The following is a 24084-nucleotide window of genomic DNA, read 5'->3' on the forward strand; positions in this document are numbered from 1 at the left end:
CCAAGATCAGCGGTGAAACGGCCTCAGTCGGTACTCTGGGAGGGATCTGTCGTGTCGTCCCCTGCAGGCGACGGCTCCTCGTCGATCTCCTCGAACTCGATCGCCGAGTTCGCCTCGAGCTCCGCGTCGATCTCGCCGAGGATCTCGCTGATGTCGTCGAGGCCGATCAGCTCGCGGGTCTCCTCGTCGAACTCGAGGCTCTCGAGCTGGTCGCCGTCTTCCTTGACGTCGCTGCCCGAGAGGTGTTTGCCGTAGCGCCCGACCATCGAGGTCAGCTCCTGTGGCATGACGAAGGTGGTCGACTCGCTCTGACCGATGTTCTCGAGCGTCTCCAGTCCCTGATCAATGATGGCGCGTTCGCCCATCGACTCGGCCGAGCGCGCCCGGAGGACCGTCGAGATGGCGTCACCCTGGGCCTCGAGGATCTGGCTCTGCTTCTGGCCCTGTGCGCGGATGATCTCGCTCTGCTTGTCACCTTCCGCCTTCTCGACGGCGCTGCGGCGTTCACCCTGGGCCTCGAGGATCATGGCGCGGCGCTTCCGTTCCGCGGAGGTCTGTTTCTCCATCGACTGCTGGACGTCCTGCGAGGGGTTTACCTCCCGAACTTCGACCGACTCGATCCGGATGCCCCACTCGTCGGTGGGCTCGTCGAGCTCCTGGCGGATCCTTGCGTTGATCTCCTGGCGCTTGTTCAGCGTGTCGTCGAGCTCCATATCGCCGATGACGGCACGCAGGGTCGTCTGAGCGAGATTTGAGACGGCCTTCTTGTAGTCGTCGACCTCGAGAAACGCCCGCTTGACGTTCATCACGCGCATGTAGATGACGGCGTCGGCCGTCACGGGCGAGTTGTCCCGCGTGATCGCCTCCTGGCGTGGGACGTCGACCGTCTGGGTCCGCATGTCGAACCGATAGGTGTTCGAGACGAACGGCGGAACGACGTTGATCCCGGGCTCGAGCAGCTTGCGGTACTCGCCGAGGACGGTCAGCGTTTTCTTCTCGTAGGCGTCGACGATGACGATACTGCTCCGGAGGACGATCGGAACGAGCACCAACACCAACAGTCCGATCGCCAGTCCGGCGACGGTCGTCACGAAAAGCGGCGTGAACAAGGACATGCTTCTACGACGAACTCAACACTTCAAAAGTGTTTCTAATATACTGATAAATTTGGGACGGAGCCGACGCGAAGGGGGTCGTCACACCGAACCGTAAAAACCGCCGTCTCGGACGGAGCGCTAGTTGTCCGCGCTCGAGTCGTCAACCGGCGGTTCGGCGTCGTCGGGGTCGGCATCGTCGGTCGCGGGTTCGGTCGTTCCACCGTCGGTCTGCTGGAACTCCTGGTCCATCTCCTCGATGACCTCGTCGGGGTCGGTGATCTCGGCGGGGTCCTCGCCCTCCTTGATCGCCTGGGCCTCCTGTTCCATCGCCTCGACGTCCATCTCGGCCTCCTGGTCGATCTCGCCGATGATCTCGGCGATATCGTCGAGGCCGATCAGCTCGCGGGTCTCCTCGTCGAACTCGAGGCTCTCGAGCTGGTCGCCGTCTTCCTTGACGTCGCTGCCCGAGAGGTGTTTGCCGTAGCGCCCGACCATCGAGGTCAGCTCCTGTGGCATGACGAAGGTGGTCGACTCGCTCTGACCGATGTTCTCGAGGGCGTCCATTCCCTTGTCGATGACCGCACGCTCGCCCATCGACTCGGCCGAGCGGGCACGGAGAACCGTCGAGATCGAGTCACCCTGCGCTTCCAGGATCTGGCTCTGCTTCTCACCCTGTGCGCGGATGATCTCACTCTGCTTGTCACCTTCCGCCTTCTCGACGGCGCTGCGGCGTTCACCTTGGGCCTCGAGGATCATGGCGCGGCGTTTCCGTTCGGCGGAGGTCTGTTGCTCCATGGCGCGCTGGACGTCCTTCGAGGGGTTCACTTCTCGAACTTCGACGCTCTCCACCCGAATACCCCACTCGTCGGTGGGTTCGTCGAGCTCCTGGCGGATCTTCGCGTTGATCTCCTGGCGTTTGTTCAACGTGTCGTCGAGCTCCATGTCGCCCAGCACGGCCCGCAGGGTCGTCTGGGCGAGGTTCGAGACGGCCTTCTTGTAGTCGTCGACCTCGAGGAAGGCCTTCTTCGCGTCCATCACCTTGATGTAGACGACGGCGTCGGCGGTCACGGGCGAGTTGTCCCGCGTGATCGCCTCCTGGCGCGGGACGTCCAGGGTCTGGGTTCGCATGTCGAACCGATAGGTGTTCGAGACGAACGGCGGGACCCAGTTGATCCCGGGCTCGAGCAGCTTGCGGTACTCGCCGAAGACGGTCAGAGCGCGTTTCTCGTAGGCGTCGACGATCTCGATCGCGCTCAGTAGCGCGGCGACGACGACGACGAGAACCAGCGCACCTAGAAACAGCAGTGCACCGCCGGTTTGCATGGGGAGTAATTCGATCGCCATACGTCGATCTTACGGCGGTGAGGGGAAAAACGTTCCCCTGGTCAACATATCCCGTCGGTCAGTCGGATTTCTCGGTCTCGGGTTCGCGGATCGAGTCGTCGGCGTTCGATTCCGTGGCTCCGGTCTCGTCGACCGTCGGCTCCTCGGCGTCCGAGGAGTCGCGGGCGAGCGCCCGGTCGATCTCGTCCTCGCCGATCGAGCCCAGCGACTCGACCGTCAGCACGTTTCCGCCGCCGGGATCGAGGACGATGATCTCCTCACCTTCCTCGATGGTGCCACTCGAGGTCCGGGCGCTGTAGTAGGGGGCGAACCCACCCTGCTCGAGTTTGACCTCGCCGCCGCGGTTGGTGACCGTCTCGGTGACGTAGCCGGTGGTTCCGGCCAGCGACTCCGAGTCCGAGGTCTGGGGGGTCCCCTTCCCGCCGTAGAAGTCGAACTCGCGGTAGACGTAGGTCGCCACGAGCCCGATCGCCAGTGTCAGCCCCGCTAGCACCAGCAGGTTCGCCGCCGGCGGGAACAGCATCCCGATGAGTCCCGCACCGACCAGGGCGATGCCGATGACGATCAGGTGGGCCCCCGGCGACAGCGCCTCGAGCCCCATCAACACGAGACCCGTCGCCAGCAACACGAGGGGGATATTCTCGAAGAGAACTTCGATCATGCCCGATGCTAAGGTCTCGCCGTGATTAAATGTTTAGTGGGCTCAGAACGGCAGCGAGACGACCCGGACGATCACGAGAAGCATCGCGATCGCACCCAGTACGACGAAGACCGCGTTCTCGAGGTCGGGATCGCCGCGTTCGATCGGCGTCGAACTCGGCTCGGGCGCGTAGGGGTCGTCCTCCTCGGTCTCCTCGCTCGCGTCTGCCTCGTCGGTATCGTAGCTGGAGAGGTCGATCGGGATTCGATCGCGATCACCGCTGCGGGCGGGCTCGACACCGGAGGTGTCCCGGACGTTCCGCACCGTTTCCCGTTCGTCGGTTGACCCCGTCATCGGCTGCTCCCGCGTCCCGTCGTCGCCCTCGCGTCGGTCGCCGGAGGCGTCGCCTGCCATACCTCGAGGTTAGAGCGCCGCGGTCAAAAACCCGCGGTCCTCGACTCAGTTTCGCTCGGTTCGGTCGCCGATGTCGCCGCCGTAGACGACGCCGCGCTCGGCGTCGAGCGTCACCATCGATCCGTCCTCGAGTTCGTCGACGTCGGCGCCGCTGATCATCGGCACGTCGATCTCGCGGGCGACGAGGGCGGGGTAGCCCGTCATTCCCCGCTGTGCGTTGACGATCCCGCCGATCCGCTCGAGGTTGCCCTCGAACTCGTCGTCGAACGCCGCTCCGAGTGCGACGATTGCGCCGTCGGGAATTTCCGAGAGGTCGCCATCTCGAAGCCGAACCACGGGGCCGGTCGTCCGTCCCTCGACGACGACCCGTCCCGTCGTCAGCGCGTCCGCGGCGACGTGGACCTTCATCATGTTCGTCGTGTTCGCCCCCTCGAGTTCGGTCATCATGCCACAGAGGACGACGACGGTGTCGCCGCTGTCGGCGACCCCCGCGTCGAGCGCCGCCTGGACCGCCTTCTCGACGACGGCGTCGGCGCCCTGGTCGGAAACCCGGGCGTACAGCGGCGTCACGCCCCACGAGAGGGCGAGTTGACGGCGGACTTCGTGGCTCTGGGTTGAGGCGACGACGGGAACGCCGGGGCGGTACTTCGCCGTCTTCAGTGCCGTGTAGCCGGACTCGGTGGCAGCGACGATCGCCTCCGCGCCGATGTCCCGGGCCATGTAGCGCGCCGACCGGGCCAGCGCGTCCGTTCGGGCGTCCCCCGCGGTCGGGACGCGCTGCTCCAGGGTTTCGTCGTACTCCTCGGAGTCCTCGACCTGACGGACGATGCTGTCCATGGCGTCGACGACTTCGGGAGGGTGGTCGCCGATCGCCGTCTCCGCCGACAGCATCACCGCGTCGGTTCCGTCCAGCACGGCGTTGGCGACGTCGGACGCCTCGGCGCGGGTCGGTCGCCGGGCGTGGACCATCGAGTCGAGCATCTCCGTCGCCGTGATCACCGGCGAGCCCGCGTTGTGACAGTTCCGAATGATCCGCTTCTGGATCATCGGGACGTCCTCCATCGGACACTCGACGCCCAGATCACCGCGGGCGACCATGATGCCGTAGGAGGCCTCGATGATCTCGTCTAAGTTCTCGACGGCGCCCGCCCGTTCGATCTTCGAGATGACCGGAATGTCCTCGGCGCCCAGTTCCTCGAGGACCTCGCTGACCTCGTAGACGTCCTCGGCGTCGCGGACGAAACTCGCCGCGACGAAGTCGACCTCCTTCTCGGCGCCGAGCTCGAGGTCCTTCCGGTCGGACTCGGTGACGATATTGAGGTCGAGGTCAACGCCGGGAACGTTGACGCCCTTTCGACCGCCGAGTTCGCCGCCGGTGTCGACGCGGGCCCGGACCGCGTCGCCGGATCGCTCGAGCACCGTCGTCTCGATCAGGCCGTCGTCGAGCAGGATGCGGTCGCCCGCCTCGACCTCCCGAATGGGAAGCGAGAGACCCACGCGCTCGGGGGAAGCCTCCTCGCTCTCGACGAACTCGATCTCCGAACCCGTCTCGAGCGAGACGGTGTCGCCCTCCGGAAGCGGGGCCGTCCTGACCTCCGGTCCCTTCATGTCGAGCATGACCGCGACCGGTTCGTCCCGCTGTTCGTCGACGGCGCGCACGCGGTCGATCAACGTTGCGCGATCCTCGAGGCTGCCGTGGCTCGCGTTCAGCCGAGCGACGGACATCCCGGCGTCGGCGAGTGCCGAAATCGTTCCCCGGTCGTCCGAGGCGGGTCCCAGGGTACAGACGATCTTCGCGTTTCTCATGTCCCCTGATAGCGCGAGCACCGTCAAAAAGCTGCGTGGTTTACTCGGTCACGAGTTCCTTCCAGACCCATCATGTGCCACGGGAACGGTTTTCCGACGTTCGTGCCTCTCTTCGTATATGCCAACGTTCGCGTCCGTCGTGGAGCTTGCCGACCGGGACGTCCAGAACATGCAAGAGCTCGCATCGATCTGGGGCGAGATCCGAACGGAGTTCGAGGAACACGACACCACGCTCGAGGACTCCTACGCGATGCTCGGCGAGCACGACTTTCTCGTCATCTTCGAGGCCCCGGACCAGGACTCGGCGTACAAGGCCGCACTGACACTGCACCGCCACGGGCTGGACGCCCAGACGATGGCGCTGAAGGATACCGACGAGTTCGCCGACCTCGTCGACGAGGTCTGACTCGGAGCGGTTCTCCCGGTACTCGGGAGGACGCGTCCTTACGGTTTCGCACTGACACTGACACTACAGCGTGCGTTCTTGCCTTCCTTCCAGTTTCGGGTCGAATCCGATCGACTCCCGAGTATCGCTACTCGAGAAGATGACGCGTTCCGCACAGGTGAACGACGTATCAGCTCGGTCGGACCATCCCTCCGACAGTGGCGCGCGCTGTCGACCGACCGAACGTCAGTGAGGACGTCGACGACACTGTGCGAGGGATGAGCGAACGACCGAAGGGAGTGAGCGAGTCGGCTGGGGAGGGCGTGGCGATCCCCTGTGTTCGTGCCAGCAGGACTGCTATCGTCGTCACTACCTCGAAAGCCCCTGGCCCCTTTCAGTCCCACCCGGCAGTGGTTGGTTGAGGCTGCAGATACAATGCCGGACGGTCCATACGCACGTTCTTTGTAACGGCTCCCTCCAAACCGCCCCTCCGGAACGCCTCCGACTCGAGCAAATACCGTGAGAACGACTACCGAACCTTCTCGCCGACCTCGGCGTCGCCGTGGGTCGTCAGCAAGTCGGCCTGTTCGCCCGCGGCGAGGACCATTCCGTTCGACTCGACGCCGAACAGCTCGGCGGGCTCCATGTTCGCCAGCAGGATGCACTTCTCACCGGGGAGTTCCTCGAGGTCGTGGAGCTGCTTGATCCCCGCGACGACCTGGCGGGTCTCGAAGCCGATGTCGACCTCGAGTTTGGCGAGGTCGTCGGCGCCCTCGATCCCCTCGGCCGTCTCGATGCGGCCGACGCGGATGTCGACGTCCTGGAACTCCTCGAAGCCGATGCGGTCCTCGAGCAGGGGCTCGAGGTCACTCGTCTCCTCGTCTCCGTCTGCCATGTCTGCGGTTTCGTCCTCGTCGGTGTCGTCGCTTTCGGTTTCCTCGTCTCCCGCGGCAGCAACGCGCTCCTCGAGTTTCTCGTTCAGTTCGTCGACACGGTCGTCCTCGATCTTCTCGAACAGCTCGCCGGGCTCCGCGAAGTTTCGAGGTGGCGCCTCGAGGGCGGCCTCGAGACCGGCGTCCGCGATCTCGCCCTCCTCGCCGATCTGGTCCCACAGCAGCTGGGATTTGTTGGGCGTGATCGGCTCGAGCAGGACGGCGATGGCCTTGGCGATCTGGACGCAGTCGCGGATGACCTGCTGAGCGCGCTCGGGATCGTCGTCGGTGAGATTCCAGGGCTCGTTGCGCTGGATGTACTCGTTGCCGAACTGCGCCAGGCGAGTCGCTGCCTGGCCGATGCCTCGCAGCGAGTAGTCGTTGACGGCCTCGCGGACCTCGCCGATCGCGCCCTCGATTCGCTCTTCGACCTCTTCGGAGACGTCCGCGTCCGGAGTGCCCTCGAAGTTCCGGTAGGCGAACAGCAGCGAGCGGTACCAGAAGTTGCCGACCGTTCCCACTAACTCGCCGTTGACCTTCTCCTGGAAGGCGTCCCAGGAGAAGTCGACGTCCTGCTGGAGGCCGCCGGTAGTCGTCAGGTAGTACCGCAGCAGGTCGGGATGGAAGCCCTCCTCTAAGTACTCCTCGGCCCAGATCGCCCGGTTACGGCTCGTCGAGAGCCCCTTCCCGTTGATCGTGATGAAGCCGGTTGCCGCGACGGCTCGCGGGGCGTTGTAGCCGGCGCCCTCGAGCATCGCGGGCCAGAAGATCGTGTGGTGCTGGATGATGTCCCGGCCGATGACGTGAACGATCTCCCCGTCGTCTTTCCAGACGCGCTCCCAGTCGTACTCGTCGGTGCCGACGCGCTCGCTGTACTGCTTCGTCGAAGCGATGTACTCGACTGGGGCGTCGACCCAGACGTAGAGGACGATATCCTCTTCCTCGGATCCGGGATAGTCGATCCCCCACTCCATGTCCCGCGTGAGACACCAGTCCTGGAGCCCCTCTTCGATCCACTGGCGGGGCTGGTTACGGGCGTTCGAGGTCCCCTCGAGGCCGTCCAGGAACTCGGTGAGGTAGTCCGAAAACTCCGAGACGCGGAAGAACTTGTGGCTCCGGTGGCGGTATTCGGCCGGGTTCCCTGTGATCGTACTTTTCGGATCCTCGACCTCGCCGGGCTCGAGGTGGCGCTGACAGCCCTCGTCGCACTCGTCGCCGCGGGCCTTCTCCCCGCAGTACGGACAGGTGCCCTGAACGTAGCGATCCGGCAGGTACTGGTCGGCGTCGGGGTCGTAGGCGACCTGGATCTCCCTCTCGTAGACGTAGCCCTCCTCGTCTAAGCTGCGGACGATCTCCTGGGTGAGTTCGGTGTTGGTCTCGTCGTGGGTGTGGCCGTAGTTGTCGAAGTCGACGTTGAACTTCGGGAACGTCTCCTCGTACTGCTCGTGCCAGTCCAGCGCGAACTCCGCGGGATCGACGCCCTCCTGTTCGGCGTTGACCGCAACCGGGGTACCGTGCATGTCCGAGCCGGAGACGTAGGCCGTCTCCTGGCCCAGCGTCTCGAGGGCGCGGTTGAAGGCGTCTGCGCCGATATACCCGCGGAGGTGACCGATGTGGAGGTCGCCGTTGGCGTACGGCAACCCGCAGGTCACGATCGCGGGACTATCAGTTGGAAACTCGTCGGTGCTCATACTCGCCATGAGTCGGTGCCGGGCGTAAAAGCCGCCGGTTTCCGCTCGGTCACTCGGTCGCGTCGCCGACGACCCAGACCTCCGGCAGCAGGCCGGCTCGAGCGCCGATCAGCAGTCCGAGCCCAACCAGCAGGGACGCGAAGAAGACGACGGTCGACATCGCACCACCGACGGGGACGACGAGCGAGACGGCGGTGACCACCCACGCCAGCCAGGCCAGTGCCTCCCAGGGTCGCCCGCCGTACAGCCGCCAGCTCGAGAGCGAGAGCGCGAAGCCGCCGAGCGCGGCCGCCACCAGGACGCCCTCGAGGATGGTCGACGCCGCGATCAGCGCGCCGACGCCGACGATCGAGACGGCATCGATCCGGTCCAGGCCCATACTGATTATCTTCCGGCGACGTGCCAAACGGGTATCGATCGGCTCTCAACCACGGTCGGCCGTGCCCCGCTTACCCGAACTTTTCGGCCCGACCCTGCAGCCGCTCGAGCACCGACGGCCGACCGCGACACGTGAGCGTGACCGTCTCACCCTCGTAGTCGACCGACTCGACGGTCGTGCGGTCGTAAGCAGTCGAGACCAGCGACATCGCGTCGTCGGTGTTCGGCAGCCGAAGCGTCGCCCGCTTCTCGGGGAACCGCTCCCGAATCGCCGAGCGAACGGTCTCGAGGTTCGTCCCCTCGAGCAGGCTCGCGAGGATCGGCTCGGCCGCCGGCTCGGGAACGAGATCCGCAGCTACCGAGGAGCGCCGACGGCGTTCCTCGTCGGACAGCGTCTCGGCCTTGTTGAGTACGGGGACGATCCGATCCTCGTCGACCGCCTGTGCGTCGAGCACCTCGAGAGACACCGACAGCCGTTCGCGGAACGTCTCGAGGGGATCGCCCGCATCGACGACCAGGACGACGACGTCGGCCGCGGCCGCCTCCGACAGCGTCGAGCTGAACGACTCGACAAGGTCGTGGGGTAGGTCGTCGACGAACCCGACCGTGTCGGTGACGAGCGCGGGCCGGCCCTCGAGGGTCGCCCGCCGGGTCGTCGTCTCGAGGGTCTCGAACAGCCGGTCCTCGATCGCCGCGGTGGCGTCCTTTCCGTCGCCGTCCGCGGGAGCGTCCTCGGCGCGATCCTCGAGACTCATCTCGTCGGCGAGGCGGTGCAACAGCGTCGACTTCCCGGCGTTGGTGTAGCCCGCCAGGGTGACGAGATCGAACCCCTCCTCGCGGCGCCGCTGCCGGAACTGCTCGGCGGGCTCTGGCAGCTCCTCGAGTTTCGTCTCGAGGCGGTCGATCCGCTCCTCGACGTCGTAGATCCGGGACCCCTTCTCGGTCTGCTGGTTCAACATCCCCTCGTCGGCCGCGGCGATCACCCGCGGCAGGTCGTAGCGCAGGCGCGCCAGCTCGACCTGGAGCTGGGCCCGCCGGGTGCCGGCCTGGCTCTCGAAGAGCTCAAGGACGAGCCGGTAGCGATCGACGACGATCGTCTCCTCGGGCATCCGTTGCTCGATGGTGTGGTGCTGGTCGGGCGTGAGCTCGCCGTCGACGACGACGCGGCCGGCTTCCCGCTCCTCGACGACGGCCGCGAGCTCCTCGAGCTTCCCGCTGCCGAGGTAGGTCCCGGAGTCGTTCGGCCCGACCTGCGTGACGGTCGCGACGACGTCGTCCCCGTTGGCCCGGACGAGCGCCTCGATCTCGTCGGTCTCGACGGGGGCGTTCGGCGATCGTTTCGCGATAACTGTGCGTGCGGTCTGCGTGGGTGCTGATCGTGACATGAGCGTCTGTAGCTGCGAGTACTGCGTGGCTCCGGCTCGAGTCCGTGCCGGGCGAAACGAGCGGGGACCGGGGGCTGCGTCGCCGTCGACCGAACCGTCGACGACGGCGGCGAACCCGACTCACCGAGCGAAAACGATCTCCATCTGCTGTGGCGTGGATTTGCCGAGCATACCACTAATCGGTTGTGGTAGTGTGGGTAGCTGTGACATATCCTCTCGGGAGTACGGCCGTTTCGATCGAACTCGTCGCGAAAAGCGAGCCGAATACCTTACTCCCCGAACAGCTCGTCGACGGCCTCGCGCGCGGCGAGGGCGGCGTCGTCGGCGACCTGCTCCGGGTCGGTCTCATCTTCGGGCGCGTTCAGGTAGACGTCGACCTCGAGGACGCCGTCCTCGAAGACGATCGTCACATCGTAGTCCCGAACCTCGGATTGCTTGTACCGGGAGAAGATCAGTCCCTCCGCCGCGTCGGACGCGGTCTGGACGACCTCCTCGTCGGTCGGCTCCTCACTCGACATTTACGCGCCGCCGGCACCGGGACCGCCCGGACCTGCCGGGCCGCCCATGCCGCCGCCCGCGCCGCCGAGCAGTTCCTCGAGCTCGCCCTGGAGGTCCTCGAACTGCTCCTGGACGCGCTCTTCTTGCTTCTCTAAGGTCTCGAGACGGATCTCGAGGGTGTCGACCTTCTCTTCGAGGTCGTCCTCGGCCGTGTCGTAGTCGGTCTCGACGAACAGCTCGCCGACGTTGCGGTACATCGTCGTCTCCTCGTCGATGTTGTCGAGCTCGTCGAGGGCGCTCTCGGCCTCCTCGAGGTTCGTCTCGGCCTGCTGTTTCTGCATGGCGACTTCCTGTGCGGTCTCCTGAAGGCCCTGGAGCTGCTCGATCTTCTCCTGTGCTTCCGGCGGCAGGTTTCCTTGCATATCTCGACCGTCGCCCTCCGGACTGATAAAGCCAAGCTTTGTCGCTCGAACGAAAGCGAGCGCCCGAGCCCGTTGGGCGTGCAACCTCGAAACCTATCCCCCTCGCGGTCGTCCCTCCGGTGATGCGACGACGCGACCTGCTCGCTGCCGGCGCCCTCTCGAGCGCGCTCTCGCTTGCGGGCTGTCTCGAGACGCTCGAGCGCGAGGACGCCTGGCGGGAGCTGGTCGTCGACCCACCTGAGGGCGCCTACGTACCGCCGAAGGTCGACGAGATGCTTCCGCTTGGCACTGCGACCGCCGACGGTCTCGAGGTCTCGCTGTCGGCAACGCGACCCCACTCGTTCTGGACGGTCGCCGACGGCGAGCGGGCGCGTGCGGACGTCCGGGACCACCACGACATCCACCTGATGGCGACGGTCACCGACGCCGAGACCGGTCTCGCGGTTCCGACGTCGGTGTCGACGGCGATCAACAGCCGCGAGGAACGGATCGACGAGCGAACGCTGTGGCCGATGCTCTCCCAGCGGATGGGATTTCACTACGGCGACAACGTCCCGCTGGGCGAGGACGGCCACCACAACGCGACCGTTCGGATCGAACCGACGAGCGCCCAGGTCTCCGGCACTCTCGCCGACCGGCTCGACGCGGCCCGCACCGTCGACCTCGAGTTCGAGTACGCGGCCGCGGAGATCGAGTCGCTCGATCGCCGGCTAATCGACGAGGACGAGGGGCGTGGCGAGAGCGGGGCAGTCGAGCCGATGGAACACGGTCACGGCCACGGGGACCACGAGTCGGAAGCGGAGAACGACCGGGATGACCACGACAGCCACAGCGACCACGAGTCCGAGAACGACCACGGCGATCACGACGCTCACGACGACGACTACGACGCGGAAGCTGACCTCGAGACGGCTACCGACACGTGGTTCGGAACCGCCCACAGCGGGGATCTCGAGTTCGGCGTCGGCGTCCTCGAGCGGGGGTCGGACGGGACCGGCGAGGACACCGTCGTCGTGAGCGCTCGCACGCGGTACAACCAGTTTTTGATCCCGTTTGCTGGGCTGTCGGTCGCTCCGGTTCGGGACGGATCGCTCGGCGAGAAAACCCCGCTCGGGGAGCGACTCGACGCTGAGCTGGGTCACCACTACGGCGCTCCCCTCGAGCGGGAGCGCCTCGAGTCGACGGCCGAGCTGGCGGTGGTCGTCGACGCGACGCCGCAGCTCTCGCGCCACGAGGGGTACGAGACGGCGTTTTTCGACCTCGAGCCAGCGACGGTGGGGATCGCCCTCGAGTAGAACCGATCAGTCGGCTCGAGCGAGGTGGCCGTCCGCGCTGCGGACCAGGAGGATCCCGACGGCGAGCATGAGCACGCTCACCGCGAGCCAGTGGGGGTTCCAGGCTTCGGTGCCGTGAACGACGTTGTGCAGGTCGAGCACGTAGTGGCTGACGACGCCGTCGAAGACGTTGAAGGCGCCCGCCCCGACGACGACGGAGCCGATCAGGTACCGCGTCGAGAAGCGGGCGTCGGTGCCGTTGACGAGTCGCCAGGTGAGCCCGAGACCGACGCCCATCACGCCAAGCATCAACAACAAGAAGAGACCGTCGAACATGACGTTCGTCCGCATCCCGTCGAGGCTGTAGGGGTCGTAGATCCCCGACAGCAGGTGGTGGGTCTGCAGCGTCAGATGGAAGATCACGACGTCGATAATCGCACCGAAGCCGAAGCCGACGGTTCCACCGGCCAGCAGAACGCGCCGAGGGCTCCCCGTGCTCGAATCCGTTACCATACCGCAGTCCTTCGCGGACCGCAGGGAAAAACGGCCGGCCGACGACTGCTACGTTTCCGAACGCGACCGAACCTGGTCGCCGACGTCGGCGGTTCGCTCGGCGACGTCGACCAGCGAGAACCAGGTGTTCAGCGCCGCGCGAAGCGCGACCGGATCCGCGGCCTCGATCTCGAGCGAGACGATCGATCCCTCGCGGTCGATCGTCGTCTGCGACCGGTCGTCGTCGATCTCGCCGACCTCGAGGGCGACCGATTCGGCGACGAGGCGGGCTCGAGCCGGGTCGTCGTACTCGAGGTCGAGGGTCGCGCCGTGGGCGGACACGGACGCTACCGAACGCTGACTTCCTTGACGTCGCGGCTGCGTTCCTTCAGGAGGACGCGGTGGCCACAGTAGGGACACCGAACGCCGCCGTACTCGTCGAGCTGAACGTCGCGTTTACAGCGGGAGCACTTGTAGCTCATGCGTAGAGAGTGAGAGACCGTTATTCGTCTTCGGCCAGCGCGGCTCGAATCGAGCGCTGGACGGTGCGACCTGCGGGAGTCTCCGGCCGGTAGGCGCCGCCGGTGAAGACCTCGCCGGTCTCGTCGTTCTTCCAGATGCCGGTGCCGACGCGGGTGACGCTGTCGCCGTCGACTTCGGCGTTTTCCATGTCGTCTTCGATCTCGCTGACGCGGCGTCGAGCGACGCGACCGTAGCGTGCGCCAAAACGGCCCGCGCTGCCGACTTCTTGGTTACCCATAGTACCGCTATCTATCGCTACTGGATTCTTAAACCTGTTGAGTTGCGACTACTCCTCCGCGGCACGTTCGGCGACGGGGCCGGCGAGCAGCTCGCGGAAGACGAGCGCGAGCGCAGCGACCGGACCGGCCGGGGCCAACGGTGCGGCGAGCAGCCCGGTCCCGAGTCCCGTCGCCGCGATCGTCGTCTGGAGGGCGAGACCGCTCACCGAGAGCAGCGGGATCGCAGCCAGGATCGCGTCGGGTCGCTCGAGCATGGCTAATTATATCTAATTACGCCTGGTCGGATAAGGGGCCGACAACCAGCAGCACCTGTCGCTTCTCCGGAGTGAGGAAAACGATCGTTTCCGACTGGTTCGTTACTAGTAGCTGGTGGTGCGATTTTACCGTTCGATTCGTTTGTGCGTCCGAAGCGGTCGGTTCGCCATGTAGAGAGTGCGAATGGAAGGTCCAGCCTCGAGTCTGCAACCCCGACTATCCACCGCTGGGTGGGACTGAAAGGGGCCAGGGGCTTTCGGGCTGATGCTGACGAGTAGCAGTCCTGCTCGCACGAGCACAGGGAATCGCCACGTCCTCCCCACCCGATTCGCTCGGTCGCGTCGCTCCCTTGCTCATCCCTCGCACAGTGTCGTCGCCCGTCCTCACTGACGTTCGGACGGCCGACAGCGCGCGCCACTGCAGAAGGGATGATCAGACCGAGCTGATACGTCGTTCACCCGTACTAAACACGAGTTTCACGCAATGTACGGAGTGCAAAACTTGTATGACTGTCACTGAAACTCCGAGTCGCCGAGCACGTCGTTGAGGTCGTCCCGGATCCGCTCGCCCAGCTCCCGATTGGGTGCTGTCGTGACGACGCGATTCTCCTGGACGCTCGAGCCGTCCCGGATGAGCATCCGGACGTTGCCGCCGTCGTCGGCGCGGGTGACTTTCGCTCGGAGCCCGGACTGCGAGCCCTTCCCGCCCGCGTCGATCGGGCCCGGAATTACCTTCTTGACGTGGGGATGGCCCGCGACGGTCTGGATCGCGCGCATTCCGGTGCGGCCGCCGATCAGCGTCGAGTGGCTGCCGCCGATCTTCTCGGCCGGCGGGGTCTCGACGACCTCGAGGGCTCGGTTCCCGCGGCGCTCGAGGGTCGCCTCCACGGGGTCCTCGGCGTCGCCGTCGACGCGATAGAAGGGGTAGTGGACCTCGCGTCGAACGGCACGGATCACCTCCCGGCTCCCGCTGGCGTACACCTCCTCGGGACGTTTGCGGCGGATCTCGTCGGCGAGCAGCCCCGCGAAGTTCCGCAGTTCGACGACCCCGTTCTCGCCCTCCTCGGGCGTGGTGGTGACCGTCGTCTCCGCGATGACGGGATCGTCGGCGTCCTCGCCGGCCAGCATCGTCAGCGTCGCCCGCTCGCGGGTCGCCTCGAGCACGATCGCCTCGGTGTTCTCGGCCCGGCAGACCAGACAGAAGTCACCGGGTTTCTCGAGGGCCGAGCCGCAGTGGCGACACTCCATAGTGGCGATTCGGGAGAGCGGTGTAAAACGGCCCTGTTTTTCCTCGGACTACGCCGAGCCCATCTCGTCGGCGAGTTTCGTTCCGCAGGCCCGGCAGTACCGCGATCCCTCGAGGACGACGGCCTCGCAGTTCGGACACGCGAGCCCGGAGCCGTCGACGGACGCGGTCTCGACGTCGGTGCCACAGGAGGGGCAGTACGCGGCGTCCTCGGAGACGTCGGCGCCGCAGTCCGGACAGCGCTCTCGTCCCTCCCAGAGCACCTGCCGGCGTGATCGGGAGATGTAGTTGTACGCCCCCCAGAGGACGTTTCCGATCCCCATCGTCCACCAGATCGTCAGGATCGCGACGAGGATGTGGGAGGCGACGGAGCCGAACTCCCGGTCGACCATCACGACTCGGTCCCGACCCTCGTCCTCGATTTTCCATCCCTGCGCCACGAGGTCGTCGATCTCCCGCTGCAGGCGTTCGCTTCGCATGCTCGAGGGAGGACTCGAGCGGACAAAAGCCTATCAGACGCGTTCAGCGTGGCCCGTCGACGGGAAAGCCGTCGAGACGAGTCAGCCCAGGTCGACGGGGTCGACCTTCAGGTACTCCCGGGCGACGACCGTCGCGTACGACCCCTTCGGCAGCGCAAAGGAGAGCGTCAGCGGACCGCGCTCGAGCCCCAGTTCCGTTCGGACGAGGATCGCCCGACGGGTCCCCGTCGAGTGGAACTCCCCCGGCAGGTCGAAGTCGCCGGGCTCGAGCCCCAGCTCCTCGAGCACGTTGCGTTCGATCTCGCCCTGCTCGCCGTCGGCCAGTTCGGAGTCGGTGCCGACCAGTGGCGCTGTGACGAACGCCCGGCCGCGCTCGCAGTGGCGGGTGACGGAGTCGACCCGTCGCTCGTCGACGTGCTGGAGCCGGTCGGTGTCGGGAAGCTCGAGGCCGTCCGGAGCGTCCGAGTCCGAGAAGCAGACGACGTCGCCCGCGACGGGTCGATCGAACGGGAGCCCGCGCTCGAGTCGCTCGCTCAGCATCCGGTTGAAGGCGTACGACTGGGCTGCGTGGACGAACAGCCGCTGGAGGTTCGAGGGGACGCGCTCGAGGGCCGCCCGGAACTCCTCGGGACCCGGCTCGTCCTCGCACTCGGCCAGCGCGTGACACATCGAGCGCTCGTAGCGCAGTCGGTTGGGAATCCGCTCGAGCGCCTCCTGCCAGTCTCTGGTCTCCTGGACGAACGCCCGTGCCTCCTGGGTTCCCTCGGGCTCCGCGTCGGTCGGGTTCCCCAGGTAGGCCATCACGGCCCCCTCCCAGTTTCCGCGAACGATCTCGAGACCGACCTTGTGGGTGACCGGGCGTCGGCTGCCGAAGCGCTGTTGGCCGAAAAAGTTCGGAACGCCGATCGGCGTCGCGCGGTTTTCGTCTCTTTCGCCGTCGCCTCGTGGGCCCTCGAGCCCGCCGAACTCGCACAGCTCGTCGGTGATCGCCTCGGCGTTTTCCGGGCGCTCCGGGTCGCCGACGACGACCTCGAAGGCGTTGCCCGCCAGGTCGCCGAACTCGAGGTTCCGTCCCGCCCGCCCCAGCACCTCGAGGTCGGCGCCGTCGACGTCGGGTAGGTCCGCGGGCTCGGCGCCGTAGACCGAGAACAGCTGCGTGGTCACGGCGTACTTGTCCTTCGTGCCGGCCCAGTTTACGCGCTCGCGGGAGATCCCCAGGGCGTCCGAAATTCGGGAGGCGAAGTCGTTCGTGTCCCACCCCCGCAGCGTCGCCCGAAAGACGAGGTGGGGGTAGGCATCGGTCGAGGACTCGAGGGGTTCGGTGTCGAAGCGCTCGAGTTCGCGAACCCGGAACTGGTCGTCCGCGGCGCGGAGGCGGCCGCCGACGCCGTCGGTGTCGCTGACGTAGTGATCGATCCCGACGGCCTGCTCTGTAGGGTGGGCTGGGCGCATGCTCGTTGCCGGCGGTTCGGCCGCCGCGGGTAAATCGGTTCGTTCTCGAGCCAGCGGATTCGACCGTCGGTGGCGTGGTCGACTACAGCGTCACGTCCCACGCGTGGCCACAGCCGGGACACTCGAAGTCCGCCGACACGTCGCCGCTACCGTAGTTCTTCCCGATCAGCTCTCCCAGCCCGTCGCTGCACTCCGGACATCGAGCGTTCATTTCCGCTTTAGGTACCGAACCGGTGGTGATTAACAGCACATCACATTACTTTGGATTATCTATTATAGAACGAAAACTAACTGTCGCCGTTTGGCCGTTCGGCGACGCCGTCGACGAGGCTCCGGACGTACTCGAGTTCGTCCTCGAGCACCGTGTGGCCGACGCCCTCGTAGATCCGTTTCTCGACGTCGGCCTCGAGGGCCTCGAAGACGCGGGCGGTCTCCTCGACGCGCTCGACGGGGATGTGCGGATCCTGATCGCCGCAGCCGACGAACACCGGGCTCCCGTCCATCGACCCTTCGTACTCCCGAGGGGTTTCCTCGGGGCCGATCAGGCCGCCGCTGAGCGCGACGACGCCGCCGTAGCGGTCGGGGTTCCGGGCGGCGTACTCCGTCGCGAGACAGCCGCCCTGCGAGAACCCGAGCAGCACCGTTCGCTCGAGGGGGACGCTCCTGTCGTCGTCGTCGGTCGTCACCTCCTCGAGGACGTCCTCGAGCAGCCCGAGTGCCGACTCGAGGTGGGGCTGGTTCGACTCGATTTCGGCGAGAAACGAGTTCGGGTACCAGGTTCCCCGCGCCGCCTGCGGGGCGAGGGAGGCGACGTCGTCCCGACCGATCTCCTCGGCGAGCCCGAGCATCCCTCGCGCCCGGGCGCCGCGGCCGTGGATCAGGATCATCGCCGCCGAGGCGTCGGCGAGAGCAGCACCGGCCCGCTCGATCGGCTGTCCGCCGTGTGGATCGCCAGTCATACTCGATCGAGGGCCGCCAGCCGAAAGACGTTTGCGAGCCGGCGAAGCGGACAGCGAGTTAGAACAGCGAGAGTTCGCCCGTGACGCGGTCGACGACGTCCTCGTCACCCGGCCCGACCGCCAGCGCGGTGACGGTGCCCGACTCGAGCTGGGTGTGGCCCGCATCCCGGATCACGGCGCTTGGAAGGCCGCGACTCTCCGCGATTTCGGAGAGCTCGTGGAGCTGCCGTTCGCTTTCGCCTTTGAGGACGACCTTCTTCTGGCCGCCCGACTTCCAGCGGTCGCGGGTTCGCTTGTCGGCTTTCTCGTAGGCCGACAGCGAGGCATGGGCGACCTGCGCGGCGAGCTTTCCCTGTCCCATTCCGATGTCGGTGCGGGCGACGATGGCCTGTTTCATGCTCGAGTGAACGGGGCCGATCCCTATAGCCGCGGCGAAAGTCCCGGCGCGATCCGAACCGTTTTGTGCCGTAACTCTGACGGTCGAACCGTGACGAAGCCATCGACCCCGCTCGTCGATCCCGACGGCTACTTCGCTCGAGCGGACGCGTTCTCCCTTCCGCGTGCGGCCGGGCTCGTCGTCGCGTACTGGCTCGGCTCGCTCGCCGTCGATCTCGGCTGGTGGCTCGCCGGCGACCTCGCTGGCGATCCCGTGACGCTGCTCTCCGCGCTCCAACAGCTCGAGGCAACGCTGCTGTACTGGGTCGTGCCGACGGTCGTCCTCTACGGGCTCGTCCTCGTTGTCGGCGCCGAGGGCGAACCGGCCGAGACGCTCTCGCTTGCGGCCTGGGGGCTCGTTCCCCTGCTGGCTGGGATGGCTGTCTTCAACCTCGCGCTCGCCGCGCTCGCGACCCTCGGCGTCGATCCAGGCGCGATTCCGTCGGACCCCAACGTCTGGCTGTTTGCCCCTCTCGCGCTCCTGGCTTGCGGCTGGGCCGCGTACGTCTGGCGCGGCGGGCTCGCGGTCGGGTTTGGCCTCGAGCGCTCGAGCGCCACCGCGACCGCCCTGCTGGCGGGCGGGGTCTGTGCGGTCATGCTCGTCTTCCCGACCCTCGTCTGAGCAGTTGGGTCAGTCCGGTCCCAAGTCGAACCGTTTACACCCCCACCGTTCGACTCGTCGCGTATGATCCTCTCCGACGCCGATATTCTGAAGCGCCTCGAGGAGGGCGACCTCGCGATCGACCCCCTCGACGATCCCGAACTGCAGATCCAGCCCGCGAGCGTCGACCTCCGCTTGGGCCGGGAGTTCCTCGAGTTCCAGCGGACGAACATCTCCTGTATCCACCCCGACGCCGAACACGAGGTCGACGAGTACGTCACCGAGACCGTCGTCGACGACGGCGACGACTTCATCCTCCATCCGGGCGACTTCGTGCTGGGGACGACCCACGAGCGCGTCGAGATTCCGGCCGACCTGATCGCTCACGTCGAGGGCCGCTCCTCACTGGGCCGCCTTGCCGTCGTCGTGCACGCGTCGTTGCCCGCCGACGAGGAGGTCTTCCTGTGGACCCCGGAGGACGGATACGGCTTCTACGAGATCGGCGACATCGTCGAAAACGAGCGCCCGGCTCACGCGGTCGCGTTCGATCCGAAGACGCTTCGAGTGAGCACGCACCCAGTGACGAACTACATCACGAATCCGACGAAACGGATCTACCGCGTCACGCTCGAGTCCGGACGACAGGTACACGTTACGAAGGACCACAACCTGTTCACGATCGACGAGTGGGGCGGCGTCACCCGGATTCCGAGCGAGGACGCCGAGGGAACGCACGTGATGGTTCCCGATCAGCTCCCCGGACCGCGCGGAACGGAGACCGAACTGGACCTCGTAACGCTGTTCGAGGGAGACGACGAGGTCGTCGCGTATGCAGCCGACGGGTTAGGAGCCGTTCGGTGGACCGACGATATCGGACGAACGACCCGCCGGCACTACGAGTCGAGAAACGCGGCCCCGCTCTCCTGTGTCTCATCCGTGAAGACGCCGGAGGACGCCGAGGTCGCGTTCAAACGAAGCGACGCGCGGCTCCCCCGGCACCTCGAGATCACGCCCGAGTTCGGGTGGGTCCTCGGCTTCTACATCGCCGAGGGATCCGTCCGCCGAAAGCAGGTCCAGATCGCGAACACCGACCCGGAGCTGCTCGACCGCGTCGAATCGTGGTTCGAGCAGTACGAGACGAGTATCTACCGACGGGAACGAAATGACGGCATCGAACGGCTGACCGTCTGCTCGGCACTTTGGGCGAAACTGTTCCGCCGGCTGGCGGGCGAGGGTGGCCAAAAGAATGTCCCGGAACGTGCGTGGAACTGGTCCGACGAGGTGCTGGAGGCGCTGCTCGAGGGGATGCTTGACGGAGACGGCTGTCAGCGCGAGACGAGAGACACGCTGTACACGGCAAACGAAGCGCTCGCCGACCGAACGCTGTATCTCGCGAGTCGGCTGGGACTGTTGAGTTCGACCTACAGCAGGGAACGTGAGACCTACATCGAACCGAGCGACGTTCACAACAGCAGCACCGAATGGGCGATCGATCTCGCTTCGGACGCTCACAAGCGGGGCCAGTACGTTCCCGTCCCAAGCGAACTGCTCCGTTCGCTCCGCGAGGAAGCGGGGCTCCGTATGATCGACGCCGCAGAGAAGATGGACTATTCCTCGAAATCGAGCATTTCGAACGTCGAAAACGAGGAGTACGGCTCGGTCAAACGATCGACGCTGCGTCGGTTTTGCAACGTCTACGCCGACGAAGGTGCGGACACCGAACGGCTCGAGCAACTCCTCGAGGGAGGAATCCGGTTCGAGAAGGTAGCAGCCGTCGAGGAGACCGATCGCGTCGAGCCGACCTACGATCTCGAGGTGCAGCCGAACGGACGGACGATCGAAAACTTCCTCGGCGGCCGGGGCGGGGTGTTCCTGTCGAATACAGCCGGGCTTTGCGACCCCGGGTACCGCGGCCAGATCACCCTCGAGCTGTCGAACCTCGGCACCGCGCCAGTCGCGCTCACGCCCGGAATGCGGATCTCACAGCTCACCTTCACCGAGCTGAAAACGGAGGCGGAGCGACCCTACGGCAGCGAGCGGGGCTCGAAGTACCAGGATCAGGCCGGTCCGCAGGCCTCGCGCATCCAGAGCGACGACGAGTTCGGCGGTGACCAGCTCGAGCGAGAGGATTAGACTCGATCGGAGACCAGCACTGCGAGGACGATCCCGACGGCCGCGCCCGCGGCGACCGACGAGCTGAGATCGAAGTGTAGCAGGTACGCCGACAGCGCAGTCCCGATCACGAAGCCGATGCTGAACCCGGCGAACCCCCCGGTCAGCCGGCGCTGGCGTGGCGGGGTCGACTCGGCGAGCCCGGTCGCGACGCTCGCGACGGCGATGGCGCCGGCCAGCGCGCCGACGGGCAGGCCGACGAGCAGTCCCACGCCGATCAGCTCGCGAGCGAGCTCGCCGACGGCGACGCTGACGATGAAAAACGTCGCGACGCCGGAGCCGATCACGAGCCCGATGGATTGGTCGCTCATCAGCAGAGGGTTTCGTCGAGAGCGGGATAAATCGTCCGCGACGTCGGCGGCGATTTGTACGCTCGGCAGCTACGATACTCATGGGAGAGAGTGTCCTCGTCCCCGTCGACCGATCGGCGCGATCCGACCGCGCCCTCGAGTACGCCATCGAATCGTTTCCGGACGCGGAACTCACCGCGTTGCACGTAATTAACCCCTCGAGCTACTGGTACGGCGACACGGACGGCTACATCTACAACGACGAGATCGAGACGTGGCTCCGCGGTCAGGGGAAGGCGGTGCTCGAGGAGGCAGAGGAGACGGCCGCGGAGTACGACCGCGAGATCCGAACGGAGCTGAAGCTGGGATCGCCTGCGCGAACGATCACCGAGTACGCGGCCGCCAACGGGGTCGACCACATGGTCCTCGGCAGCCACGGTCGGGACGGCGTCTCGCGGATCCTGCTGGGCAGCGTGGCAGAAACCGTCGCCCGGCGCGCACCCGTTCCGGTGACGATCGTCCGCTGACCGCCGGGACCCAGGAGTTATTTCCGCGGCGCGCGTCTGCTCACGTACGAAATGCAATTCGTCGAAGAGATCGTCGTCGACGAGTTCCTGCCGACGTTCCGGTCGTTGCTCGCCGGCGAGCTCCGGGAGCGGGGACTCACGCAGAGCGAGGTCGCGGCGGTGCTCGGCATCAGCCAGAGCGCCGTCTCGAAGTACGCCCACGGGGACGTAACGGTCAACGACCGCATCGCCGACGACGAGCGCGTCACCGCCCTCGTCGACGAGCTCGGCGAGGGGCTCGCCAGCGGCGATATGGCGCCGGTGCAGGCGCTGATCGAGACCGAAGTGTTGATCCGCGAGCTCGAGAGCGGGAGCGACCTGCTCGCCCAGCTCCACGAGGAGGCCGTCCCCGAGCTGGCCGACCACGGCACGAGCTTTCGGATCCACGATCCCGAGAGCGAGCTTCGGACCAGCGAGCGGGTGCTGTCCTCGCTGCGGCGGGGGCTGCGGCTCCTCGAGAACGCCAGCGGGTTCGCGACGCTGATCCCTGCGGTCGGCTCGAACCTCGTCGCCTGCACGCCCGACGCCGAGGACGTCGACGACGTCGCCGGCGTCCCGGGCCGGATCTTCGACGTGAAGGGACGGACGACGGTGCCCACGAGCCCCGAGTTCGGCGTCTCCGAGCACGTTGCGACGGTGTTGCTCTCGGCGCGTCGCCACGGTGCCGATGCCTCGGCGGCGATCAACGTCGCCTACGATCCCGACGTCCTCGAGGAGCTCGCCGACCAGGGCCACGTCACCGCCGAGTTCGACGAGTCGGGTGACGTCGACGAGAGCGTCGGGGCGGCCATCGACGACCAGCCCGACGCGACAGTGCTCTACCAGACCGGCGGGATGGGGATCGAACCGCTGATCTACGTGCTCGGGCCCGATGCGGAGTCGGTCGCCGACAGCGTTCGACGGCTCCTCTAACATGTCGGCGAGCACGAGCGGCGAGACCGCACAGGAGTTCTACGGCCGCTGGGCGCGCCTCTACGACCTGATCGCGCGCCGAACGCCCGGCATCCCCGCGCTACGCCGACGGGCCGCGGCCGCCTGCCGACTCGAGCGCGGCGACACCGTCGTCGAAATGGGCTGTGGGACGGGCGCGAACCTTCCCTACCTGCGCGAGCAGGTCGGTCCCGAGGGAACCATCGTCGGGATCGACTTCACGGGACCGATCCTCGAGCGAGCCCGCGATCTGACGGCCGAGTACGACAACGTCCACGTCGCTCGCGGCGACGCGACCCAACCGCCCGTCGACGAGGACGTCGACGCCGTCCTCGCGACGTTCGTCGTCGGCATGCTCGAGGACCCCGCCAGGTCGGTCGACGACTGGTGCGATCTCGTCGAACCCGGGGGTCACGTCGTGCTCGCGAACGCCGCCCGGAGCGACGAGTGGTACGCCCCGCCGGTCAACGCCGTCTTCCGGGCGATCGTCGTCCTCTCGACGCCGCCGACGACGAAGCTGCGCTACGAGAACGAGCCCCACCTGCGACTCGACGCGAAGATCGACGCGGCCCACGCGCGGCTCCGGGAGCGCTCGCGGGCGGTTGCCGACGAAACGCACGTCTTCGGGGTCGTTCGGCTGACGGGCGGACGGATCGGCGAGGCTTAGGTCGACGCTTCGAGCCCCTCGTACTCGCGGATCCGTTCGCGGACGTCCTCGTCGATCGGCGCCGGTTTCCCGGTCTCGCCGTCGGTGTGGACCATCACGGTCTCGGCGGTCGCCGCGACCTCGCCGTCGACCCGGATCTCGTAGGCCATCGTACAGCTCGTCTCGCCCAGCTCGGTCACCCACAGGGCGACGACGGGCTCGTCGCCGTACTCGATCGGCCGTCGGTAGGAGAGCTCGAGATTCGCGATCACGAACGACAGCTCCCGCAGGCGCTGGTCCAGCACTTCTTCGATGTAGTCGATCCGGACCGACTCGAGGTAGCTCGCGTAGACGGCGTGGTTGACGTGGTTCAGCGGGTCGAGATCGCGAAACCGAACCGGGACCTCCATGGTAAACTTCTCACTCATTGTGCGTTTTCCAGGGCGCTCGGACAAAAGTGAACCGCCTCGGGGTCAAGTGGTTCGAGAATCTCCGATTCTCGTCATCACGGAAACCTTCGATTTCTGTACGACCC

General features: G+C 66.5%; 29 protein-coding genes and 3 pseudogenes. 9 read left to right on the forward strand and 23 right to left on the reverse strand.

What is annotated here, in order from left to right; genetic code table 11:
• Window positions 1-23: 23 nt before the first annotated feature.
• From QA600_RS07555 to pyk, 5 genes are all read right to left on the reverse strand, one after another.
• Window positions 24-1115, reverse strand: a complete 1092-nt coding sequence (locus QA600_RS07555) for an SPFH domain-containing protein (protein WP_278291336.1) — start codon at window positions 1113-1115, stop codon at window positions 24-26.
• Window positions 1116-1235: 120 nt separating this feature from the next.
• Window positions 1236-2441, reverse strand: coding sequence for an SPFH domain-containing protein (locus QA600_RS07560; RefSeq protein WP_278291337.1), 1206 nt, complete (start codon window positions 2439-2441; stop codon window positions 1236-1238).
• A 58-nt stretch (window positions 2442-2499) separates the two neighbouring features.
• Window positions 2500-3102: an NfeD family protein gene (locus tag QA600_RS07565; protein WP_278291338.1), complete on the reverse strand. Its 603-nt coding sequence runs from the start codon at window positions 3100-3102 to the stop codon at window positions 2500-2502.
• A 42-nt stretch (window positions 3103-3144) separates the two neighbouring features.
• On the reverse strand, window positions 3145-3495 hold the full coding sequence (locus QA600_RS07570; protein ID WP_278291339.1) for a hypothetical protein: 351 nt from the start codon (window positions 3493-3495) through the stop codon (window positions 3145-3147).
• Between the two features lie 45 nt (window positions 3496-3540).
• Window positions 3541-5301 carry a pyruvate kinase gene (pyk, locus tag QA600_RS07575; RefSeq protein ID WP_278291340.1) on the reverse strand — a complete coding sequence of 587 codons (1761 nt, stop codon included), beginning with the start codon at window positions 5299-5301 and terminating at the stop codon, window positions 3541-3543.
• Between the two features lie 118 nt (window positions 5302-5419).
• Here pyk and QA600_RS07580 point away from each other — a divergent pair, with 118 nt between their 5' ends.
• Complete coding sequence (locus QA600_RS07580) at window positions 5420-5707, forward strand: GYD domain-containing protein (protein WP_278291341.1); 288 nt, start codon at window positions 5420-5422, stop codon at window positions 5705-5707.
• Between the two features lie 508 nt (window positions 5708-6215).
• Here the strand turns inward: QA600_RS07580 and metG are convergent.
• The 5 genes from metG to QA600_RS07605 form a co-directional block, all read right to left on the reverse strand.
• On the reverse strand, window positions 6216-8309 hold the full coding sequence (gene metG / locus QA600_RS07585) for a methionine--tRNA ligase (protein WP_278291342.1): 2094 nt from the start codon (window positions 8307-8309) through the stop codon (window positions 6216-6218).
• A 49-nt stretch (window positions 8310-8358) separates the two neighbouring features.
• Window positions 8359-8688, reverse strand: coding sequence for a hypothetical protein (locus QA600_RS07590; protein ID WP_278291343.1), 330 nt, complete (start codon window positions 8686-8688; stop codon window positions 8359-8361).
• Window positions 8689-8758: 70 nt separating this feature from the next.
• Window positions 8759-10072, reverse strand: coding sequence for a GTPase HflX (gene hflX, locus QA600_RS07595; protein WP_278291344.1), 1314 nt, complete (start codon window positions 10070-10072; stop codon window positions 8759-8761).
• Window positions 10073-10341: 269 nt separating this feature from the next.
• Window positions 10342-10590 carry a DUF3194 domain-containing protein gene (locus QA600_RS07600; protein WP_278291345.1) on the reverse strand — a complete coding sequence of 83 codons (249 nt, stop codon included), beginning with the start codon at window positions 10588-10590 and terminating at the stop codon, window positions 10342-10344.
• Window positions 10591-10992, reverse strand: a complete 402-nt coding sequence (locus QA600_RS07605) for a prefoldin subunit beta (RefSeq protein WP_005553807.1) — start codon at window positions 10990-10992, stop codon at window positions 10591-10593.
• A 122-nt stretch (window positions 10993-11114) separates the two neighbouring features.
• Here QA600_RS07605 and QA600_RS07610 point away from each other — a divergent pair, with 122 nt between their 5' ends.
• Window positions 11115-12287, forward strand: a complete 1173-nt coding sequence (locus QA600_RS07610) for an iron transporter (RefSeq protein WP_278291346.1) — start codon at window positions 11115-11117, stop codon at window positions 12285-12287.
• Between the two features lie 6 nt (window positions 12288-12293).
• On the opposite strand, the gene QA600_RS07615 is transcribed toward QA600_RS07610, so the two are convergent.
• From QA600_RS07615 to pth2, 11 genes are all read right to left on the reverse strand, one after another.
• Window positions 12294-12779, reverse strand: a complete 486-nt coding sequence (locus QA600_RS07615) for a DUF2243 domain-containing protein (RefSeq protein WP_278291347.1) — start codon at window positions 12777-12779, stop codon at window positions 12294-12296.
• A gap of 48 nt (window positions 12780-12827) precedes the next feature.
• Window positions 12828-13100 carry a KEOPS complex subunit Pcc1 gene (locus tag QA600_RS07620; protein WP_278291348.1) on the reverse strand — a complete coding sequence of 91 codons (273 nt, stop codon included), beginning with the start codon at window positions 13098-13100 and terminating at the stop codon, window positions 12828-12830.
• A gap of 5 nt (window positions 13101-13105) precedes the next feature.
• Window positions 13106-13240: a DNA-directed RNA polymerase subunit P gene (locus tag QA600_RS07625; protein WP_005553800.1), complete on the reverse strand. Its 135-nt coding sequence runs from the start codon at window positions 13238-13240 to the stop codon at window positions 13106-13108.
• A 20-nt stretch (window positions 13241-13260) separates the two neighbouring features.
• The gene (locus tag QA600_RS07630) at window positions 13261-13518 is read right to left on the reverse strand and encodes a hypothetical protein (RefSeq protein ID WP_005553799.1); all 258 of its coding nucleotides are present in this window, start codon (window positions 13516-13518) and stop codon (window positions 13261-13263) included.
• A gap of 48 nt (window positions 13519-13566) precedes the next feature.
• Window positions 13567-13773 carry a hypothetical protein gene (locus tag QA600_RS07635; protein ID WP_278291349.1) on the reverse strand — a complete coding sequence of 69 codons (207 nt, stop codon included), beginning with the start codon at window positions 13771-13773 and terminating at the stop codon, window positions 13567-13569.
• 513 nt (window positions 13774-14286) lie between these two features.
• Window positions 14287-15021 (reverse strand): DUF2103 domain-containing protein, encoded by a 735-nt coding sequence (locus QA600_RS07640; protein ID WP_278291350.1) that lies wholly within the window; start codon window positions 15019-15021, stop codon window positions 14287-14289.
• Window positions 15022-15069: 48 nt separating this feature from the next.
• Complete coding sequence (locus QA600_RS07645; RefSeq protein WP_278291351.1) at window positions 15070-15498, reverse strand: zinc ribbon domain-containing protein; 429 nt, start codon at window positions 15496-15498, stop codon at window positions 15070-15072.
• A gap of 81 nt (window positions 15499-15579) precedes the next feature.
• Window positions 15580-16950 (reverse strand): tRNA pseudouridine(13) synthase TruD, encoded by a 1371-nt coding sequence (gene truD, locus QA600_RS07650; RefSeq protein ID WP_278291352.1) that lies wholly within the window; start codon window positions 16948-16950, stop codon window positions 15580-15582.
• Window positions 16951-17032: 82 nt separating this feature from the next.
• Window positions 17033-17161: a hypothetical protein gene (locus QA600_RS07655; protein WP_278291353.1), complete on the reverse strand. Its 129-nt coding sequence runs from the start codon at window positions 17159-17161 to the stop codon at window positions 17033-17035.
• A 76-nt stretch (window positions 17162-17237) separates the two neighbouring features.
• Window positions 17238-17909, reverse strand: coding sequence for an alpha/beta fold hydrolase (locus QA600_RS07660; RefSeq protein ID WP_278291354.1), 672 nt, complete (start codon window positions 17907-17909; stop codon window positions 17238-17240).
• A gap of 58 nt (window positions 17910-17967) precedes the next feature.
• Complete coding sequence (gene pth2, locus QA600_RS07665) at window positions 17968-18306, reverse strand: peptidyl-tRNA hydrolase Pth2 (protein WP_278291355.1); 339 nt, start codon at window positions 18304-18306, stop codon at window positions 17968-17970.
• Window positions 18307-18396: 90 nt separating this feature from the next.
• Here pth2 and QA600_RS07670 point away from each other — a divergent pair, with 90 nt between their 5' ends.
• From QA600_RS07670 to QA600_RS07685, 4 genes and pseudogenes are all read left to right on the forward strand, one after another.
• On the forward strand, window positions 18397-18966 hold the full coding sequence (locus QA600_RS07670) for a YIP1 family protein (RefSeq protein ID WP_278291356.1): 570 nt from the start codon (window positions 18397-18399) through the stop codon (window positions 18964-18966).
• A 63-nt stretch (window positions 18967-19029) separates the two neighbouring features.
• A pseudogene (dcd, locus tag QA600_RS07675) lies at window positions 19030-19383 on the forward strand (dCTP deaminase); the annotation flags it as partial.
• Window positions 19372-20787: pseudogene (locus tag QA600_RS07680) on the forward strand (LAGLIDADG family homing endonuclease); the annotation flags it as partial. The pseudogenes dcd and QA600_RS07680, both read left to right, overlap by 12 nt.
• A gap of 39 nt (window positions 20788-20826) precedes the next feature.
• A pseudogene (locus QA600_RS07685) lies at window positions 20827-21078 on the forward strand (dCTP deaminase); the annotation flags it as partial.
• Here QA600_RS07685 and QA600_RS07690 read toward each other — a convergent pair.
• Window positions 21075-21428 (reverse strand): hypothetical protein, encoded by a 354-nt coding sequence (locus tag QA600_RS07690; protein ID WP_005553784.1) that lies wholly within the window; start codon window positions 21426-21428, stop codon window positions 21075-21077. The pseudogene QA600_RS07685 and the gene QA600_RS07690 sit on opposite strands and share 4 nt — an antisense overlap.
• A gap of 80 nt (window positions 21429-21508) precedes the next feature.
• On the opposite strand from QA600_RS07690, the gene QA600_RS07695 reads away from it, so the two are divergent.
• The 3 genes from QA600_RS07695 to QA600_RS07705 are packed head-to-tail and all read left to right on the forward strand — an operon-like array spanning window position 21509 to window position 23570.
• Window positions 21509-21934: a universal stress protein gene (locus QA600_RS07695; RefSeq protein ID WP_278291357.1), complete on the forward strand. Its 426-nt coding sequence runs from the start codon at window positions 21509-21511 to the stop codon at window positions 21932-21934.
• Window positions 21935-21985: 51 nt separating this feature from the next.
• Entirely contained in the window at window positions 21986-22885 is a 900-nt protein-coding gene (locus QA600_RS07700) for a thiamine-phosphate synthase family protein (RefSeq protein WP_278291358.1), read from the forward strand.
• Window position 22886: 1 nt separating this feature from the next.
• The gene (locus QA600_RS07705) at window positions 22887-23570 is read left to right on the forward strand and encodes a class I SAM-dependent methyltransferase (RefSeq protein ID WP_278291359.1); all 684 of its coding nucleotides are present in this window, start codon (window positions 22887-22889) and stop codon (window positions 23568-23570) included.
• Here the strand turns inward: QA600_RS07705 and QA600_RS07710 are convergent.
• The gene (locus QA600_RS07710) at window positions 23567-23977 is read right to left on the reverse strand and encodes a thioesterase family protein (protein WP_278291360.1); all 411 of its coding nucleotides are present in this window, start codon (window positions 23975-23977) and stop codon (window positions 23567-23569) included. The two genes, QA600_RS07705 and QA600_RS07710, sit on opposite strands and share 4 nt — an antisense overlap.
• Window positions 23978-24084: the final 107 nt, after the last annotated feature.

It is taken from the genome of Natronococcus sp. A-GB1, from assembly GCF_029688845.1.
Lineage (GTDB): Archaea > Halobacteriota > Halobacteria > Halobacteriales > Natrialbaceae > Natronococcus.